Consider the following 19,329-nt stretch of genomic DNA (forward strand, 5'->3'; position numbering starts at 1 on the left):
TTAAGGTGCAATAATTGTGAATAAGTAGACTGCAAAAATGACCAGTAAGACGATTCCCTGTAAAATATTAGTTCTACCGGTGGCTAAGGATAGCATAATCGTAAACAGAGACAACAATAACAGCACCGTAGATTTCATGTCAATACCTAAAGTAATGGTCATTCCGGTCACCATAGATACAATCGCCACTGCGGGAATGGTCAGCCCAATACTGGCCAGTGCAGAGCCCATCGCCAGATTAAGACTGGTCTGTAGCCTGTTCTTTTTTGCAGCACGATAAGCAGCCAGGCCTTCCGGCAGGAGTACAACCGCAGCAATGATCACCCCTACTAACGATTTAGGGGCACCCGCTTTTAAGACAGCCAGCTCAATATCAGGCGCAAGTGCCTTGGCAAGCAAAACTACTACTCCTAAACAGACCAACAATAACAATGCACTCCAGAGGGCTACATTTTTAGCAGGTGGATCTGCATGCACATCTTCATTACCATCAGCTTCCGGAGGAAGGAAGAAATCGCGGTGTCTAACGGTCTGAACCAGTACAAAAGTACCATACAAGACCAGAGAAACTACGGCTACAAAAGCCAGTTGGGCACTCGTGTACACTGGCCCCGCCTTACTCGTCGTATAATTAGGAAGGATTAAGGTAAGTACAAGAATGGCGGAAAGCGTTACTAATGCCGCGCTTACCCCCTGCAGACTAAACACTTGCTCTTTAAACCTGGCACCGCCCACTAATAAACAGGTACCAATCATTCCGGTTAAAATAATCATCACAGCAGCCAGTACCGTATCACGCGCCAAAGCGGTGGTTTCCGGTCCGCCTGTCAGCATCAGTGACACAATTAACGCAACTTCGATCACGGTTATGGCCAGTGCCAGCAGTAAGGTACCGTAAGGTTCACCCACACGGTGAGCAACCACTTCAGCATGGTGTACAGCAGCCAGTACGCTACCGATTAATACTGCGGCAAGTACAAAGGAATACATATTTCCCAGGTCTAATGACATCCCGAAATAAGCAACCCAGGCTAAAATAGGAATGGCAATGGTCCATAATGGAAGAGGTAGTGTTTTTTTCATAGTAGAAGATATTTATTTAAAACCAAAAAAATCATTAATTGTTTAAAAAAGCTGGATTTAACCCTCATTGCCGGACTGCTAAGGGGGTATTTTTACCTGTTTTTTTAATAGGGTATTTTCACGCTTACTGTCATTAGAAACTAGCCCTAATTTAGAGGAATAGAAATATCAACCTCCAATGATAACTGAACACCTACAAACCGAACCAATAAATCTACGCATCCTTAGTGATGGGTTATTTCAACCTGTGCTTCATTTAAATTTGCAGCAACATTGTTCAGGTCTTATTTCCGGAACAGCAATCATCACGCTAAAAGAACTAACTGGTCCGCTTAATTTAAGCTTTAAAGTGCTCGGAAGTTACCAAAATCATGCCCGGCATGCAAGTGTATCCCTGCAACTTAAAGGTCATAAATTGATGGATAGCGAACAAAACCCTTGTTTATTTTTGAATTTAGAGATGAATACAGCCTATACTACCGGAATTTGTAATTACCATTACCACAGCGAAGTCAATAAATATATCAGAAATGCAACCGTATCCAGTATCCTGTTTGCAACTACACCATCAAAAAAACTATTTAGTATAGCTGATATACCTCAAAATAATCAATACGCTCTATTGTAATCAAGTATATCTTAAACTATTATTTGATTTTTGTTAACTGGCAGACCCCCACCTGCCAGTTTTTTTACGCCTGAAAGTTTTACAGGACAGCAATATCAAAATATGAAATAATAAGTCCAAAAGTTTTAATAGCTGATTTTATTTATATAATTTCATAACAAAAGAAGACTTCGATTGTATAAACTTAAGTTTTCTCAGACCTATTAACATTTTTTCTATGCTTCCAGATCAGGCAAAAAAACCAAACTATCATCACTATTTAGAAGGAGGAGGAGAAATGGGAGGGCTGATTCGTGCGTATGACTGGTCAAAAACAGTGATAGGATCGCCGGAACAGTGGTCGCAAAGCTTACTGACTACAATTTCCATTATCATTTCCTCACGTTTTCCTATGTTTTTATGGTGGGGACCTGAATTGATACAGTTTTACAATGATGCTTACCGTAAAAGTCTGGGCGATGAAGGGAAGCACCCTGCCGCCCTCGGTCAACGCGGTGAAGATTGCTGGCCGGAAATCTGGGATACCGTTCAACCGATGATTAACCAGGCCCTGACTGGTGGCGACGCGACCTGGTGCGAGGATGAATTACTTCCAATTTTCAGGAATAACCAGCTGGAGGATGTTTACTGGACTTTTAGTTTTAGCGAGGTAAAAGATGTGCCGGGACAAATTGGTGGTGTATTGGTGATCTGTTCTGAAACTACAGAAAAAGTACAGGCCAATCGAAAGATAGAAAAAACATTAGCGGAGCTGGCCGACAGCGAGTCTAAAATCAGATACATGCTGGACGACGCTCCGGTTTCAATAGCCTTGTTTACCGGACCGGAATTCATTATTGAGTCTGCCAATAAACAGGTTATGCTGGAATGGAATAAAGGAGAAGAGGTAATAGGCATGCCACTGGCACTTGCTTTCCCCGAACTGAATGGTCAGCCATTTTTTGAATTATTAGATACGGTACTCGCCACAGGCGAACCCTACTACGGGAATGAAGTGAGGGGGTTACTGAAGCAACACGATAAACTGGAAGAATTCTATGCCAATTTTGTTTACCAGCCTATGAAAGATAGCCATGGGAAAACGAAAAGCGTTTTGATGGTGGCCAACATCATCACAGAGCAGGTACTTGCCAGAAAAAAGGTGGAACAGGCGGAAGAAATGCTCCGGTTATCTATTGAATCTGCAAATGTTGGTACCTGGAGACTGGATATTGAAACGAATATGTTCTTTGCTTCTCCAAGGATGAAAGAACTGTTTGGCTATGGTCCGGAAGAAGAGATTTCCCTCGCTAACACGCTGGATCAGGTTCATGAGGATTACCGTCAGCAGGTTGCTGATGCCGTAATGAAATCAATTAAAACCGGAAAAGACTTTAGTGTAGAGCATCCAATTATGTGCCGTGACCATCAGGATACCCATTGGGTAAGGGCATTAGGACGTCTTTATCCCATGGAAATTGGGCACCCGGCTCATTTCTCAGGGATGATACTCGACATCACCGAACAAAAACAAGATGAAATCCGCAAAAATGATTTCATAGGTATGGTGAGTCATGAGCTAAAAACTCCGCTGACTTCTTTAAATGGATATCTTCAATTGATGATGCTCAAATTAAAAGAACCAGACGATCTCTTTATTGCTTCCTGTTTGAAAAAAGCGAATGTACAGGTCAAAAAAATGAGTAACATGATCAATGGTTTTCTCAACCTTTCCAGGTTAGAATCCGGAAAGATCCACCTGAATATGGAGAATTTTGATCTTGATCAATTGATCAGGGAAATGATTGAAGAGACCAACCCTACCCTTCAGCAACATACCATTTCCTTACATTCCTGCGAAGCGGTTACCATTAATGCCGATCGCGATAAAATCGGTTCTGTGGTTTCTAATTTATTGAGTAATGCCGTGAAATATTCGCCGAAAGGCAAAAAAATAGAAGTGAGTTGCAGGATTACCGAATTAGCCGCGCATATCAGCATTAAAGATGAGGGAATGGGGATTAAGCCACAATCGCTGGGGAAATTATTTGAACGTTTCTTTCGGGTAGAAACCAAACACACAGAAAATATCTCTGGATTTGGTATCGGATTGTACCTCTGCTCAGAGATACTGGAACATCATGGCGGTAAAATATGGGTGGAGAGTGAGATAGGTATTGGCTCAACTTTTCATTTCAGCCTACCTATTATTAATTAACTCACGCTCCAACCCTTATGTTTTTATTTTACTTTAAATTCTACGCGGCGGTTTAAAGCTTTTCCAGCTTCAGTAGTATTTTCAGCTACTGGATTTGTTGCGCCATGGCCTTCAATTTTCAGCTTACTGCCATTCAAACCTGCATTTACCAGGTAAGATTTTACAGCATTTGCACGATCTACCGATAAAGACATGTTGTGTGCAGCAGATCCTTCTGTAGAGGAGTTACCATGAATCGTCAATTCCGAATCCGGTGATTTTTTCATTTGACTAACTACCTGATCCAGGGTTGCGAAAGATGAAGTTTTCAAGACGTCCGAATTGAACTCGAATTGAACATTACTGAAATTAAAGTTTGCTTTTTCTTCAGGTGCAGGTGCTTCTTTCTCTTCTACCGGCGCAGGAGCTGGTTTTTCTTCCACAACAGGTGCTTTGGTTTCCACAGGTGGAGTAACAGGTTTTGCGACTAATTTTTTAGTCTTACAGGCTTGCATCGAAAGGGTCAACAACCCAATCGCAACGATTAGTGTACGTGTTCTTAGAATTTTCATTTATGTTTTGTGTTTGTTAAAAATAAAAATTATTATCCAATGATTAAGGAATAAAACGAATTAGTTATGATTATAGTGTTAGCCGCAACAAAAGGAAATGTCAGGCAGGCGTATTTAGCTCCTGAATCAGGCTGTTTTTACAGGACTATCATCTGAAAATCAACTCGCTACAGCGAAATCAAAAGCTTCAAAAACTCCAAAACCCGGACAAATTATTAGTCCTTGCCAGTCGAATTCAGACCAATATTTTTTTAAAATTACTTTTTACCCCTCAAAATCCCACTGGAAATACCAAAACGAAGGTAGCTGTACTTATCCCTATAATATATATTATAAGGATCTTCGCCGTAATACCCGGCAGCAGCCATCAGGTAGGCATTGCTCATAAATGGGAAACTAAAATGAAAAGAAAGCTCTGCGTTCAGTCTTTTTTTGATGGAGCTGAGCGTGTATTCCGTCATTCGGTTAACGGCGTAACTGATTTCTGTATTTAACCTCCACTGCTCTTTTGCAGGTTGGTAATTCCGTAATGAAAAATTGTAAAGGAATCTACTAAAGCCATAATTATCTTTCAATGCCTTTTCATAGCGAAACCATTTATGCCATTCAAACCCGGCTTCATGATTTAAGGAATAATAACCATTCTTTCTTTGCTTGTGGAGATCCGTTCCGAAATGGTAAGACAGGGTTAAATAGTTAGTCGCAAAATTACCGGTCATGGTATTGATGCTGCCGTCAGGATTTATAGCTTCGCCATCCTGACCATTAGAATGGTGCGTAAATTTTAAGGTGGCATATTTATAATCCGGGACAGACCTGTCCAACCTGACAAACAGAGCGCCACCCATTTTAAAACTTGGTGTCCGTACTCCTGCAGATTTCTCTTCTCTTACTCTAACCGTAAAATCCGGCACTACTGCAAAAGCGACGGGCAGTTTTTCCGTAGCGAGGAGAAAGTAGCTCGTGGTGAGTCTGCCATTGATCACATATTTGCCCGGTGCTCCTATTTCTCCTCTTGGGGCGATAAAAGAAAGCTCCGTATTTTCTTTATATAGCTGAATAAAATCATTGTTTATCTCTTGTTGATTTTGAGCTTTAACCGATACCGCACTTAAGGCATAGACAAGCATCATTAAGCCTGAGGTTTTCATTGGAAGCCTTTAGCATAGATACGCATCGAGGGGCAAAAAAGTTTCATGCTCCGCAAAAAATAAAGCGACAGCAAGAAAAGTCATCTGTATAAATGATGCTGTAGAACCCGGCTAAAAATCCGGATTAATCCCTGTTGAAAGCATTAAGAGTCGCTGTTTTCCAGCGCACATATCCTAATTTATCACATTGGGTTGCTACTTCGGTAATGGCTGCTTCAGGTACATCATTTACAATTTTCCAGCGTATACCTTGTTTACTGTTATAGCTGATGTAAATTACGATATCATCAAATAAAGGCTCCATTAATTCCAGTTCTTTAAGGTGTAAATCCTGGAGTTCTCTGGCCATTAGCACCAGCTGCTCATTCATCACTTTTACTAAGGGCTCTGCCGGTTTAATATCCGGTTCTATAATTGGAAGTACGGTTATGGTCATACGCTTGTTCAATCTAGGATCCTCTCCACAGCCTGCCTATCATATTGATGCAAGCCATAGGAATACTACAAATATTAGCAAATATAAATATTATTATGCATTAAAAGAAGTGCTTTACTTATCTCCACGCAGAAAGCCCATTGATAATGCCGATCCTGTTCCTAAAACTGCTCCCGCAGCCACATCTGTAGGATAATGGACGCCAAGATATAAACGGGAAAAACTGACAGATCCTGCCCAAAGGAAGGCTGGTGCAATGACATACCATTTCCGGTAACTATTGGATAAAGCAGTTGCTGTAGTGAACGCTGTAGAGGTATGCCCTGAGGGGAAAGAATAATGAGCAGGTTGATAAACGGCATTAATTTTCACCAATCCATTAAAAGGCCTTGGCCGTTTCACCAGTTTTTTGATGAGCAGGGTCGCTACCACATTTACTGCAGCGCTGCTGGCCACATAAGCCGCATTCTGGCGCATCTGTTTATCATCTGACAATACCCCCGCTGCCATCAGTCCTACCGGAACGCCAACGTTAACCACATCATTATACTTTGACAGGAACATAAAAAAACTTGTTTTTTCCGGGGTTCTTCGTTCAGAAAGACCGATTAGAATCCGGTCATCCAGCTGCTGTAACCGATGCTGACCAAGTACTTGCATTGGGATAGCCATACCTATAGTCAACTGAAATAGGATAATATATTTTAGAAAGGTGCTTTTCCTGCTGATCATGGCGTAAATCTACATTTTATTTTTTTAAACTTATCTTCGGAAGAAATTAAGCAAATGATCCCAAGAGGCAAACCAGACCTTACTTTTTCAGATACTTTTGCGGGCATTGGCTATTGCATAGCCGAGCTGTTTCGCCATAGAAATAATCAGCCTGTGTTTCCAAAAGAACGCGACAGGATGGTTACACTTTCTGTACGTACCGGTCTGGATCTCCTCCTGACGGCTTTAAACTACCCTCCAGGTACAGAAATTCTGGTTAGCAATATTAATATTCCGGACATGTTTAACATCATCCGGGCTCATCAATTGATTCCTATTCCGCTGTCTGTAGACAAAGACACCCTATCAATTGATCTTGCACAGCTTACAGCGGCCATCAGCCCTGCCAGTAAAGCCTTGCTGTTGAGTCCGCTTTTTGGTGGTGTTATGGAGATGGAAGGTATCATCGCAGTTGCGAAAAAGCATCAATTGATCGTCATTGAAGATGCAGCTCAGGCTTTTATGGGGGATGCTGCTCAGCATTCTACAGCGGAGCATGATTGCTGTCCCGGGCATCCGGAAACAGACGTACTGCTGTATAGCTTTGGACTGATAAAAACGAATACCGCAATCAGTGGTGCCCTTATTAAAATAAAAGATCCGGAGCTTTGTTTAAAAGTCAGGCAGCTAAACGATGGCTTAACGAGACAAAAAACAAGCATATACTTGAAAAAGGTCTTCAAAGTTTTATTGATGAAGGTGTTGACGATCAACAGCTTTTACACGCTTTTTTATCATTTGATACGTAGTTCCGGAAAAGATTTTGATGAGGTTCTCAGCGGTTTTACCCGTGGATTCCCGGGCAATGATCCACTAAAGAAAATCAGATTCAGGCCCTGCCTTCCAAACCATCGCCTACTGGAAAGAAAATGGAATAATTTCTCGCCAGACACGATTAAAGAAAGAAAAATGCTGGCAGATGATGTGTTAACAGGACTTCCTGATTCGGTAAAGATTGGTCGTTTGAATAAAAACCATACTTATTGGGTGTTACCAATCCAATGTGCTGATCCAAATAGAATGATTCAGTTACTTCGCAGGCATGGTTTTGATGCGACTGCAAAAGCATCCAGTCTGATCAAACTTGATCCGCTGAAGCCGATAGCTGAAATCCCCTTAGCCCTGTGTTTGGAGCAAATCATTTATCTCCCTATGGATACTCAAATGAAAAGTTTAAAACGTGCAGCACTTAATTCAGTACTTCTGAAGAATATAGCCGTATCAAATGATCACAACCAGGCAGAGGCCAGCGTTAAAATTTCCTTAAGCCGGGGGGATAAAGCGCGTTAAATGACAGGATGGACGGCTATTCCTGATATCCCTGGAGATGTATCAGGATAAAAGCCCGGATGCAAGTTATATTGCCTATGTTCGTAAAAAAACATGGGTGTAAAGAAGCATTTATTAGACGCGGAAGTGAAATTATCAGGAGGTAAAGTGGTTAAGGGGCCGGTAACGACCTCAGATGATAAAACCTATTATTTCAAAAGCCATTCGGGAGGCTCAGATTTTTATCTTTATCTGATCAGGGATGACAATGGCTGGTATGAATCCGGTGGAAATGAGGCCGGACAACCACAAGAAATAGTAGATCAGATTGGTCAGCAGATCGATACTTATCTAAAAGAAAATCCAATTCTTAATTAAGCAGCTAAAACATTTATATAGCAGAGGTTATGTAAATGTTTCTTATAAAAAAATGGCCGCATCAAAAAAATTGATGCGGCCATTTTTGTTTTTTATTAATTAGTCCATAATCAACTGTCCTAATGCTTCTTTTGTGAAGCCTTTCAATTCGTCGACACGATTTTCCTTAATTTTCTTTACCCAGTTCGGATCAGCTAATAAAGGTCTCCCCACTGCCACTAAATCAAAATCTCCCCTATCCATACGGCGGATCAATTCATCTAAAGAACTTGGCTCAGCACCCTCTCCGGCAAAAGCTTTCAAAAATTCTCCGTTTAAACCTACAGACCCAACGGTAATTGTTGCTTTTCCTGTTATTTTTTTAGCCCAACCAGCGAAGTTTAAATCAGAACCTTCAAATTCAGGTTCCCAGAAACGACGTTGTGAACAATGGAAAATATCTACTCCTGCATCGGCCATCGGATTTAACCAATCTTCCAGTTCCTGAGGTGTTTTCGCCATCTGATACGTATAATCAGCAGGCTTCCATTGTGATAAGCGAAGAATAACAGCGAAGTCTTCTCCTACTTGTCTGCGTACTTCTTTAATGACTTCTATTGCAAAACGACTACGTTCCGGCAATGTTTTGCCACCATAAATGTCTGTGCGTAAATTTGTGCCTTCCCAGAAAAACTGGTCAATCAGGTAACCATGTGCACCATGTATCTCTACAGTATCAAATCCCGCTCTTTTTGCCTCGGCCGCTGCTGCACCATAAGCAAGAATTGCTGCTTCAATATCGGCTTCAGTCATGGTATTTCCGTTAATAAAACCAGGTCTGTTTAAACCTGATGGACCTTCAAATGGTGTAGCGGGCAGCCAACCAGAATGGTGATTGTCCATAATTCCCATATGCCAGATTTGAGGCCCCATTGCACCGCCTTGTGTATGCACCTCATTGATTACATTTTGCCAGCCGGCCAATGCCTCAGTTCCATGAAAATAAGGCACATTTGCATCATTAGAGGAAGCCGGACGATCAATCACTGTTCCCTCAGAAAGGATCAGGCCAACATCTCCAGCTGCTCTTTTACTGTAATAAGCGGCTACATCTGCTCCCGGAATTCCATTTGGCGAGAAAGATCTCGTCATTGGTGCCATCACTATTCTGTTTTTTATATTTAAAGATTTCAGACTAAAAGGTCTGAACAAACTATCTGTATTCATAATTATATTATTTATATATCGGATTCAATGATTTTACTCAATTCAATAAATGTTTCTTCATTTCTTTTGTAATACGTCCACTGCCCCACTCTTGTTGAAGAAACCAGGCCAGCACGTTGAAGAATGGACAAATATTCAGAAACGGTAGATTGTGTTAACCCTGCCTTTTTTTGAATTTCGCCAACACATACCCCTACTTCAAACCCTGCATGTACCTGTTCAGGAAAACTTGTCGCAGGATCCTTTAACCATAGGAGAATTTCCAGTCTGGTTTTGTTGGAAAGGGCTTTAAATATTTCTAACTGTTTCATGCTACAAATATATATCGACTTTTTCCGATATCCCTATTAAACTGAAAGAGATGACATTAGCCTGATCATATCGGTTTTTCCCGATATCTACAGTTGATTTATGCGCCTGACTGCTCTCCTCCTGACGATCATTCCGCTAAGCCCCGCAATCAAATAGCTGAATAAATTAAAATCTTATATTCTACAGGAAAATCGGATATTTGAATCGTATCGATCAAATAATCTCCTGTTTGAACCGGGCAAGGTGTCCTATTTAAAATTTATCCTCCCAAAACACAGACAGATCAATTCTAAAATGATGACGCTTTAAAAGCTTTATGAAAAAAAGAGAAAAACTGGCGGTCATACGTCAACATTATCCAAATGCAATCTCTACTATCGACAGTATCAACAGGTTAATTGATTTTGTTGAAGAGAAACTAGATCTGGAACCTGCTCAGATCATGATGGCCGACAGTATTTGTAGTGATGATGTAAACAGCATTCAGTTTCCGGTCAGGTCCAATGAATTTCTGGGCCCTTTTAAATTGGGTGGCTTAGATGGATTTCCTTTCGCCGGATTGAGTGGAATGGGTGCCTTTGCCAGTCATGTGCCTGACGATGGTGCTGTTTTAGTGTATTATGGCCCACATATTGGCATTTCAAAAGAAGGTATACTTGGTGAGATTCACCGTCACGGACAGCAAAACAGCACGGATTGTTGTGGTGCCGCAAAGGGCGCCTTAAAAAAGCTACATGCCAATGCGATTGTTTTGGGCCACCTGGAGGATATGGACTATCAAATGAATACCATTGAGCAAATTATCCTGAAAGAAAAGGAAAGAATTCTATCGGCAATACATCCATTAAAAGAGACTACAGAGGTCATTTATGAGGCCATAGATGAGCGCATCAATGAATTGGTAAGCCAGACAAAATACACCTGTAAATATGTGATTTTACTGGGCACCATCCACATTAACAGCGACACTGATATGGGCTCTTTTACTTCTGCTAAACGCTTTGAGCTCATCAATCTTGCAACAAATGAGCGACAAAACCTAATGGAAGAATTTTTCAATTAAAACTCTCTTCAATAATAGTATATTAGAAAAAATTATCACGTTAATCATTAGCTATGAACTTGAATAAAGCCATCCTAACCTCTACTTTAATCCTTGGGACTATCGGTTTCACGAATGCACAGGAAGCCAAACATGAGGACACCGAATTTTATACCCCTGTTCCACCTGTAGTTACCCCTGCAAAAACATCAGGCAATGCACCATCTGATGCCATTATCCTATTTGATGGCAAGAATCTGGATCAATGGGTGATGACCAACGACAGGACTCAACCTGCAAAATGGAAAGTAAGTAAAGGGGCGTTTTCGGTAGATAAACAAACCGGAAACATTGAAACTAAACAGTATTTTAACAACTATCAGTTGCATTTGGAATGGAAAGTCCCTGCAAATATCACTGGTGAAGGACAGGCACGTGGCAATAGCGGACTTTTCCTGGCTTCTATAGGAAAAGGTGACCTGGGTTACGAATTACAGATCCTGGACGCTTATAACAATCCTACTTATACGAATGGAATGGCAGGAAGTGTTTACAAACAAACTACGCCAATGGTCAATCCTTCTAAAAAACCAGGAGAATGGCAAACCTATGATGTACTTTGGACCGCACCGGTATTTGAAACAGATGGTACCTTAAAAAGTCCGGCAAAAGTAACTGTTCTTTTTAATGGAGTAGTGGTTCAGAACAATTTTGAGTTGAAAGGCCCTTCACAATACGTAGGATTGCCTTCTTACAATAAACCACATGGCCCATCACCTATAAAACTGCAGTCGCACGGAGATAAAAGTGAACCACTTAGTTTCCGTAACATCTGGATTAGAGAACTATAAACAACATCTAAAATAGAATCTATGAAAAAGTTAATCCTTCTTTTAGCCCTGGGCTTCGGTTTTGCAGGGTGTAGCAGCATGAAATCATCAAAAGATGCGAATGCAGTTAGCTTAACCGGTAAAATTGAAAAAATGGGAATGACAACGTACCAATATGGGACGCATACCATTGAATCTGATCACAAAACCTACGCTTTGAGGAGCAGTACGGTAGATCTTAATACTTTTGATCAGAAAGAGGTTCAGCTTACCGGAACAAAAGTTCCGGGTTATCCTGTAGAAAATGGCCCTATACTTATTGAAGTCAGTTCAGTAAAGATTAAATAAACACTGCTTAAACTAAAAAAGGTCTGCTGTTAACACTAACAGCAGACCTTTTTTTTGGAAGTTTCAGAGAATTAAACTGGATTCCCGTTGTTAAAAAACTGATCCTGATAAGATTTCAGGTCATCTTTCAAAAGCGCTCTCGCTACATGAATTCTTGTTTTCACGGTCCCTATCGGGATATTTAATTCCTTCGCAATTTCGTGATATTTATACCCCTCAAAATACTTTACGAAAGGCGTGTAATATTGTGGCTGCAGTTTTTTTAGTGCACAATGAATGTCGTTCATAATACACTTTCCCATCCCTGCATTATGGGATGCACCTAAAGATGCTCCGGTAGTGGTGATGTCTACACCATAATTCATAAATGTTTTTGCCAGATTTCTGCGCCTGTAGCTATTGATAAAGGTATTCCGCAGGATCATGTATAACCATCCTTTGAGATTGGTGCCCTGTTTAAAATTCTTTTCATAACGAATTGCCTTTAGCATGGTGTCCTGAACCAGGTCATCAGCATCATCATCGTTCTGTGTAAATGCCAGAGCAAAAGATCTCAAGTTGTCCTTATAGCTCCATAATTGAAAGTTAAAATCGATTGTGGTCGTGTTCATAGGATTAATGGTTAATACACCATGAAAATATCAAATGCTATGCCCTCCAACAAGTAAAATTCACTAATACGTATTTATCAGAAGCAAAACGAGTAGTGACCATCAATCTCACGTATTTTATCCTAAAAATACCTATAACCTACTGAAACAAAACCATATACACAAAAGTCGTTTTTTCTATTGTATGAGCCCATTTAGCATCGCGTAATGAATCAGGGCCGCTGTATTCCTGGAGCCTGTTTTATCTATCAAAGCCTGCCGATGGCCTTCCACGGTCCTTTTGCTAATGAATATACGCTCAGATATCTCAATGTTGGTCAGGCCTTCTGCAATTAAGGCCAGGATTTCAATCTCCCGGTCAGAAAAGTCATGAACTAATTCAGGATAGACTACATGACGTGTTCCATTTTGACTACATTTTTCCAACAATCTCATGGATAGTTCAGAACACAAGTACTTCCCTCCTGCATTGACATGTTTTAAAGCAAAAATAAGTTCCTCTGCACCTACACTCTTCAGCAAATAACCAACAGCACCAGCCGAAAAAGCCTGTGTTACATACTTTTCATTGTCATGCATAGATAACATCACGATTAGCGTTGAAGAATTCATCTCTTTCATCGCCTTCAATAACATCATACCATCTACTTCCGGCATGTTGATATCAGCAAGCACAATGTCTACTTTTTTTCCGGTAGCGAGATAGGCCAGCGCTTCTACGCCATTTACTGCCTCCGCAACTACATTTATATCTTCATCCGTTTCTAATAACATCTTAATGCCATTCCGAACAATATTATGATCCTCTGCTAATAATACCTGTAACATGCTGCTAAATTTTATATTTTACTGTGAGTCATTCTAATCCTTCTTATACAGGTTTTCATTCAAATCCAACAACATACTTTTCAAGCGCTCAATATGGACTTTCATTTGCCCGGCACGCTCAATTCTGCTGTTACTATTATCGGATTCCATGGCTTCCAGTAGATTTTTTCTTTCTTCCATCATCCTTATGGCTACCCACAAAGATTCTTCTATTCTTTTTATCTTTTCAGATTCCAGTGCTTTTTCTGTATAAGTATGTCCTGTATAACAACGATATCTGGCAATCTGGTCATTTTTCACTTTCACCAATACACCACCGCAATCCGGACAAGTGAAAGGCGTAAAAGGCCCTAATTTCTCCAGATCCTTCACACTGCTACTCATTCTCATTGTTATTTGAGCTTCCAGCTTCACATCGGCAGGAACTTTTCCAACTTCACATTGTTTTCTCGAAAACAGATCAGACAAAATATACCCCATTTCATTAATGGAAACTTTGTAATCGACCTCCATACTTTTCAAGACACTATTTGGCATATCCGGGAAATCTGCTTCCTCAGGATCCTGTACCATACACCGGCCGCCACTTCTTTTAATAGCTGACATACCAGAGGTACCATCATCCAGTAAACCGGTTAAAATAATTCCGGTAACACAGGAATCGTAAGCCGCAGCAGCGGAACGAAATAACACATCTATAGAAGGCCTCCAGTGGTTATCATATGCCCCTTTTCTGATCAGAATTTTCTTCTTTTCAATCATCATATGGTGGTCTGCCGGTGCCAGATAGATCACCTTATTCATGATTTTTTCTCCATCTTTTGGGGTAACACATTTTAAAATCGTATGTTTCTGAATCTGGCTCAGAATTACTTCCGTCAAAGAATTTCTGGAAATATGAATCACCACAAACACTGCGGCATCAAAATCCTTATCAAATCCTGCAACTAATTTTGATACGGCATTGATCCCTCCTGCGGAAGTTCCGATAACAATAATGTTTTTCACCTCATTTTTAGACATAAAATAGGATTAAATCCCCCGATTTTCTACCAACTCCGGAGCCTGATTGATCTGAATGCTAACTGTAGTCCCATCCTTCCCCGTACTTACATTGATTTTTCCATTTAAAAGAAAAATACGACTCTTGATTCCACGAATTCCAGAACCTAAAGCGAGGGATTCATTTACTCCTTTTTGAAATCCACGACCGTTATCGCTAATGACTATATTTATATTTTCATCTATTGATGAAATGGTGATCTTTGCTTCTGAGGCCTGAGCATGTTTGATACAATTATTAATCAATTCCTGAATCATCCTGAACAAATACAATTGTACCTCTTCATTAATAGGAAAAATGTCATCCTTTATAGTTGTTTTGATTTGGAATCCCGGCGTACTTAACCTTTGGGCCATCTCCTTAACACCGGAAACAAAACCAAAATCCCTTAGCACTGAAGGAGTCAACTCATAGGAAAGCTCTCTGGTTTCCCGAATTGCCTGATCAAGTAGTTTATTGACATTCACAAACTCACCTTTTAGGTTTTTACTGAGCTGTATGTTCAAAAGATTTAACCGGATACCATATAAAATCTGACAAACGCTGTCATGCAATGCGCTGCTAATCTTATAACGCTCTTTCTCCTGAGCATTAAAAGTAGTGGATAATATCAGTTTCTGTTGCAGTTCCTGCAAGTCATCAGCTTCTTTAGCCAGTCTTTTTTGTGATGTAATATTCATCAGAATTCCAACAAAATAGCTGGGCGTAAAATCATTTACGACTTCATGTCCTTTTGCCAGAATAGTCTTTACTTCTCCGTACTTGGTGGTGATTCGAAATTCCAGATCCAGGTCATCAAAAGTATGAAGCGTATCAAATAACATCTTCCTTACCGCTTCTTGATCTTCAGGATGTATTAATGAGATCAGGCTTTTAATTGTACCGTCGAATTCCCACTTCATCAGCCCAAGGACTGAGTAACTGTATTCATCAAGAAATAATTTATTATTGCCAACCTCCATCGTCCATGTCCCTGCTCCGGAAGCATTCAAGGTCATTTCTAACCTTTGGGTAGTTTTCATCAGTTCCCGTTGAGCGCGCTTACTTTCAGAGATATCGATTACAGTTACATAATATTTATTCTTGTTTGTAGCGGCGTCAAGAATGGCTATTCCCTCCATTCGGGCGTCATATTCATGATCATTGAACATGCGGATCTTAATTTCGCAACTTTTCTTACTATTTCCGGAGTTCATCTGGTGCACAAAGCCATAAAAAACTTCCAGTTCCTGAGGCGCAAAAAAACTTTGGAATTTCTTACCGATAATCTTAGATTTTTGCATGTCCAGCATATCAGCACCTGTCTGATTAGCCTCTTCTACCAAACCAATATGATCAACGATAAAATAGCCCACGGGCGCAAGATTAAAGAAGTCTACAAATTTAGTACGTTCCAGTTCCAACATTTGATAGGAATTAGAAAGTTCATCATTCTGCATTTCCAATTCCAATTGAAAAATCTGCAATTCTTCCAGCAAGACTTCCAGTTCATGATCCGAAATCTGTTTATCCAAAGACAATGAAGGATCATTGGATCTTCCAATTCTTGCACGTAACAAGGAAATAACTTTTTCTCTCTCGCTTCTTTTACTCACTTTCTTTTTCTATGAAATTTACAATACTAACCGTGTACTCTTCCTGTTTTGCTTCAGGAACATATTCTACATGTATCATTAACTTCTTCATACCCAGACCAGGAAAATCATGCTGAAGGTATAACTTAGGATGTTTCTCTTCAGTTAAGAATAAGGCATCCAATTTATCTGTATTCCATCTATTATGAACAATCTCCATAAAAAATTGTTCTTTTATTTCTGATTCTCTCATTTGGAACATCTGTAGAAAAAAACTGTTTACGACCATGACTTTCCCATCCTTATCCAGGATAATTGCGGCGTGGTGCAAATGGTCTACAGTTGCCTGAATGTAAGAAAGCAGACTGGAAAACTTCCTTTCCAAAGCCTTAACCGGAGTGATTTTCGTGAAAGTAAGGACTGCACCACTAATGAAATTATCCATTGTGCGGTAAGGCATTATCCTCAGATTATACCAGTCATTGGTTTTTGTTTTCACTTCCAGTTCTTTACCATTGAGTTTTTCAATGACTTCCAAAATGGCCGTTTCAATTGAAGGGTAATCAAAATTAGAAGCGATATGTGTGATTGACCGACCTACATCAGAATTGATCACATTGAATAGTTTATTTACCTGTGGTGTAAATCGCAGTATATTGAGGTTGTTGTCCAGAAAGATTGTTCCAATATCGGTATTGTCCAGTAGATTTTTCATATCATTATTCATACGGGTCAACTCTTCCGCTTTATTCTGATATTGAAGATTAATGGTCATGAGCTCCTCATTTAGAGATTGCATCTCTTCCTTGGTAGTCAGTGCCTCTTCATTGGTACTCTGTAATTCTTCATTTGTACTTTGGAGCTCTTCATTTGTTGATTTCAATTCTTCTAAAGAAGTCTCCATTTGTTCAATGGTGGTGTGTAACTGCTGTTTGGTATAAGTCAGTTCTTTTTCCAGCCCTTCTACTGCGGCACCTTGAATTGTATTCCGCTTTCCAATTGCCCCGGGTTTCTTTTTTACCGGTCCCCTGTCTATAAAAACCACTACAAAAAGATTTTGCAGCTGAGTATCATCAAGGCGGTCAACGCTAAAATCTACTAATTGGGAAATCCCATTAAAGTTTATTTTCAACCCGGTATATTCTACTTTAGCCTTTTCTAACACCGATTGATGGATCGCATTCCCCAAGGCATACCTCAACTCTTCCACCACAACTTTATGGATGTTCATGGAGGCCTCTCCGGAAGGGAATTTAAGGTATTTGTCTACCTTTCCATTGATGTATAAAATCTCGCCTTTATCATCCACCAGCAGTGAAGACGGTGTATAAGCCTCTAAGAGTACTTTATGAAATCGTTCTGCCAATAAACTTTTGGCCACCGGTTTTTCCTGTAGTCCTTTCATATTTTTATCCGATTGATTGGTAATATTAAAAGGAAAATCAATCATTTTCCCTGCTACTGAAACCCCGTCCTTACGTTCATAAAGTCTCCATTTAGAATCAAGCACATTAAATGCATCGTTAAAAATCCCAACAGACTCTGCGGGTCCTAAAAATAGAATTCCTCCGATATTCAGGGAATAATGAAATATAGGCATGAGTTTCTTTTGCAAATCAGCTGTCAGGTAAATCATCACATTACGACAACATAGCAAATCCAGCCTGGTAAAAGGGGCATCCTTAATGAGATTGTGTTGTGCAAAGACAATCAATTCCCGAACTTCCTTTTTCACTACATATCCATTGTTTTTCTTTATAAAGTACTTATCGAGGTGTTCTGCGGAGATTTCAGAGCTAATATTAGAAAAGTAAAAGCCCGCACGTGCGTGATCAATAGCATTCGGATCTAAGTCAGTAGCAAATATCTGTACTTTAGGCTGAGGTCTGGACTTCATCGCACTTAAAAACTCCATCACAAAAATGGCGACAGAATAAGCCTCCTCCCCTGTAGAACATCCTGCAATCCAGATGCGGATTGACTCGTCCGGACTTTTCTTGATTAACCTGGCATACAAATACTCTTTCAATTGCTCAAATGCAGGAGTATCCCTAAAAAACTTAGTCACCCCAATCAACAATTCCTTAAAAAGGATCTCAATCTCCTGTGGGTTTTCCCTGAGGAAATTTACATAATTAATATAGTCCGGTAGCTGATGAAAGGCAATTCTTCTTTCTACACGCCTGGTAATGGTGTTTTTCTTATATAATGTAAAATCATGCCCGGTATGCGAGCGTAACATCATCAGAATTTTATTAAGATGTGTATGATTATTTCTTTCTTTTAACAATTCATCAGTACCAACTGTTTTTAGTGCAGGATGGTTTAGGTATTGAATTAATTTGCCGGGCATCTCTTCCGGTGGCAGAATATAATCAATCATCCCTGTCTTTATTGCGGCTTCAGGCATGCTGCTATACTCGGCTGTTTCCGGAAGCTGGACCATGGCCATTCCCAGTTTTTCTTTAATCATCCTCAATCCTGTTTCTCCATCAGCGCCCATTCCGGAAAAAACTATCCCCACCGCATAATTCCATTGATCTTCCGCCAGACTTTGAAGAAAATAATCAATACACATATGCGCTCCTTTTGACCTGGACTCATTAAACAGCAGCAAATGACCATTATGAATACCCATATCACGGGCAGGGGGAATTACATAGATGTGATCAGGTATTAATTTTAATCCATCTTCTGCTTCAACCACAGGGATAGAAGCTGATTTTTGAATCAGTTCAGAAAGTCCGATATTTTGTTCAGGATCCAGGTGCATAATAATTACAAAAGCAAAGCCGGTATCCTTAGGTGTATGCCTAAAAAAAGCTTCAAATGCATGAAAAGATCCTGCGGATCCTCCCATAGCAATAATTGGAAAAAACTTCTTTTGCTTACTCTTCTCCGTCAACTCCTCAGTAAGCTCAGAAAAATCAGCTTCCTCTGTCTGCTGACCGGAACTATTTTTGTCTATATCCATATTAATAGCTAATGTAAGATTAATATAGAGTGATAAAAAATTATTCCACTACGAAAATAGCTCAAATTACCCCTATA

19 protein-coding genes are annotated in these 19,329 nt (G+C 40.1%); 7 read left to right on the forward strand and 12 right to left on the reverse strand.

The window, feature by feature from the left end:
• Positions 1 to 1,083: an ionic transporter y4hA gene (locus OQX61_RS19330; protein ID WP_265843448.1), complete on the reverse strand. Its 1,083-nt coding sequence runs from the start codon at positions 1,081 to 1,083 to the stop codon at positions 1 to 3.
• Between the two features lie 178 nt (positions 1,084 to 1,261).
• Here OQX61_RS19330 and OQX61_RS19335 point away from each other — a divergent pair, with 178 nt between their 5' ends.
• Positions 1,262 to 1,711: a DUF1842 domain-containing protein gene (locus tag OQX61_RS19335; protein WP_265843449.1), complete on the forward strand. Its 450-nt coding sequence runs from the start codon at positions 1,262 to 1,264 to the stop codon at positions 1,709 to 1,711.
• A 217-nt stretch (positions 1,712 to 1,928) separates the two neighbouring features.
• Positions 1,929 to 3,908 (forward strand): ATP-binding protein, encoded by a 1,980-nt coding sequence (locus OQX61_RS19340; RefSeq protein WP_265843450.1) that lies wholly within the window; start codon positions 1,929 to 1,931, stop codon positions 3,906 to 3,908.
• Between the two features lie 23 nt (positions 3,909 to 3,931).
• Here the strand turns inward: OQX61_RS19340 and OQX61_RS19345 are convergent, their stop codons facing one another.
• The 4 genes from OQX61_RS19345 to OQX61_RS19360 form a co-directional block, all read right to left on the reverse strand.
• The gene (locus OQX61_RS19345) at positions 3,932 to 4,459 is read right to left on the reverse strand and encodes an OmpA family protein (protein ID WP_265843451.1); all 528 of its coding nucleotides are present in this window, start codon (positions 4,457 to 4,459) and stop codon (positions 3,932 to 3,934) included.
• 257 nt (positions 4,460 to 4,716) lie between these two features.
• Positions 4,717 to 5,610, reverse strand: a complete 894-nt coding sequence (locus tag OQX61_RS19350) for a hypothetical protein (RefSeq protein ID WP_265843452.1) — start codon at positions 5,608 to 5,610, stop codon at positions 4,717 to 4,719.
• 124 nt (positions 5,611 to 5,734) lie between these two features.
• Positions 5,735 to 6,046: a hypothetical protein gene (locus OQX61_RS19355; protein ID WP_265843453.1), complete on the reverse strand. Its 312-nt coding sequence runs from the start codon at positions 6,044 to 6,046 to the stop codon at positions 5,735 to 5,737.
• Positions 6,047 to 6,160: 114 nt separating this feature from the next.
• Positions 6,161 to 6,778, reverse strand: coding sequence for a phosphatase PAP2 family protein (locus OQX61_RS19360; protein WP_265843454.1), 618 nt, complete (start codon positions 6,776 to 6,778; stop codon positions 6,161 to 6,163).
• 54 nt (positions 6,779 to 6,832) lie between these two features.
• Here OQX61_RS19360 and OQX61_RS19365 point away from each other — a divergent pair, with 54 nt between their 5' ends.
• Together OQX61_RS19365 and OQX61_RS19370 are read left to right on the forward strand one after the other, a co-directional pair.
• The gene (locus tag OQX61_RS19365; protein ID WP_265843455.1) at positions 6,833 to 8,107 is read left to right on the forward strand and encodes an aminotransferase class I/II-fold pyridoxal phosphate-dependent enzyme; all 1,275 of its coding nucleotides are present in this window, start codon (positions 6,833 to 6,835) and stop codon (positions 8,105 to 8,107) included.
• Positions 8,108 to 8,200: 93 nt separating this feature from the next.
• Positions 8,201 to 8,464, forward strand: coding sequence for a hypothetical protein (locus OQX61_RS19370; RefSeq protein ID WP_265843456.1), 264 nt, complete (start codon positions 8,201 to 8,203; stop codon positions 8,462 to 8,464).
• A gap of 99 nt (positions 8,465 to 8,563) precedes the next feature.
• On the opposite strand, the gene OQX61_RS19375 is transcribed toward OQX61_RS19370, so the two are convergent.
• Together OQX61_RS19375 and OQX61_RS19380 are read right to left on the reverse strand one after the other, a co-directional pair.
• On the reverse strand, positions 8,564 to 9,670 hold the full coding sequence (locus OQX61_RS19375) for an NADH:flavin oxidoreductase (RefSeq protein ID WP_265843457.1): 1,107 nt from the start codon (positions 9,668 to 9,670) through the stop codon (positions 8,564 to 8,566).
• A gap of 11 nt (positions 9,671 to 9,681) precedes the next feature.
• On the reverse strand, positions 9,682 to 9,981 hold the full coding sequence (locus tag OQX61_RS19380; protein ID WP_265843458.1) for a metalloregulator ArsR/SmtB family transcription factor: 300 nt from the start codon (positions 9,979 to 9,981) through the stop codon (positions 9,682 to 9,684).
• A gap of 317 nt (positions 9,982 to 10,298) precedes the next feature.
• Between OQX61_RS19380 and OQX61_RS19385 the strand changes: the two genes are divergently transcribed.
• From OQX61_RS19385 to OQX61_RS19395, 3 genes are read left to right on the forward strand one after another with little or no spacing between them, the layout of a single operon-like run.
• The gene (locus OQX61_RS19385; RefSeq protein WP_265843460.1) at positions 10,299 to 11,045 is read left to right on the forward strand and encodes a hypothetical protein; all 747 of its coding nucleotides are present in this window, start codon (positions 10,299 to 10,301) and stop codon (positions 11,043 to 11,045) included.
• A 53-nt stretch (positions 11,046 to 11,098) separates the two neighbouring features.
• Positions 11,099 to 11,875, forward strand: a complete 777-nt coding sequence (locus OQX61_RS19390; protein WP_265843461.1) for a DUF1080 domain-containing protein — start codon at positions 11,099 to 11,101, stop codon at positions 11,873 to 11,875.
• Positions 11,876 to 11,896: 21 nt separating this feature from the next.
• Positions 11,897 to 12,202 (forward strand): hypothetical protein, encoded by a 306-nt coding sequence (locus tag OQX61_RS19395; protein WP_265843462.1) that lies wholly within the window; start codon positions 11,897 to 11,899, stop codon positions 12,200 to 12,202.
• Between the two features lie 71 nt (positions 12,203 to 12,273).
• Here the strand turns inward: OQX61_RS19395 and OQX61_RS19400 are convergent, their stop codons facing one another.
• The 5 genes from OQX61_RS19400 to OQX61_RS19420 all read right to left on the reverse strand — a co-directional run bounded on the left by OQX61_RS19400 (position 12,274) and on the right by OQX61_RS19420 (position 19,252).
• Entirely contained in the window at positions 12,274 to 12,813 is a 540-nt protein-coding gene (locus OQX61_RS19400; RefSeq protein WP_265843463.1) for an RNA polymerase sigma factor, read from the reverse strand.
• A gap of 177 nt (positions 12,814 to 12,990) precedes the next feature.
• A complete protein-coding gene (locus OQX61_RS19405) occupies positions 12,991 to 13,641 on the reverse strand; it encodes a response regulator transcription factor (protein ID WP_265843464.1) in 651 nt (216 codons plus the stop codon).
• A gap of 33 nt (positions 13,642 to 13,674) precedes the next feature.
• Positions 13,675 to 14,664: a chemotaxis protein CheB gene (locus OQX61_RS19410; RefSeq protein ID WP_265843465.1), complete on the reverse strand. Its 990-nt coding sequence runs from the start codon at positions 14,662 to 14,664 to the stop codon at positions 13,675 to 13,677.
• A 9-nt stretch (positions 14,665 to 14,673) separates the two neighbouring features.
• Entirely contained in the window at positions 14,674 to 16,299 is a 1,626-nt protein-coding gene (locus OQX61_RS19415; protein WP_265843466.1) for a PAS domain S-box protein, read from the reverse strand.
• Positions 16,292 to 19,252: a CheR family methyltransferase gene (locus tag OQX61_RS19420; RefSeq protein ID WP_265843467.1), complete on the reverse strand. Its 2,961-nt coding sequence runs from the start codon at positions 19,250 to 19,252 to the stop codon at positions 16,292 to 16,294. Before OQX61_RS19420 ends, OQX61_RS19415 begins: the two co-directional genes overlap by 8 nt.
• Positions 19,253 to 19,329 lie beyond the last annotated feature (77 nt).

It is taken from the genome of Pedobacter sp. PLR (assembly GCF_026239675.1).
Classification (GTDB): domain Bacteria; phylum Bacteroidota; class Bacteroidia; order Sphingobacteriales; family Sphingobacteriaceae; genus Pedobacter.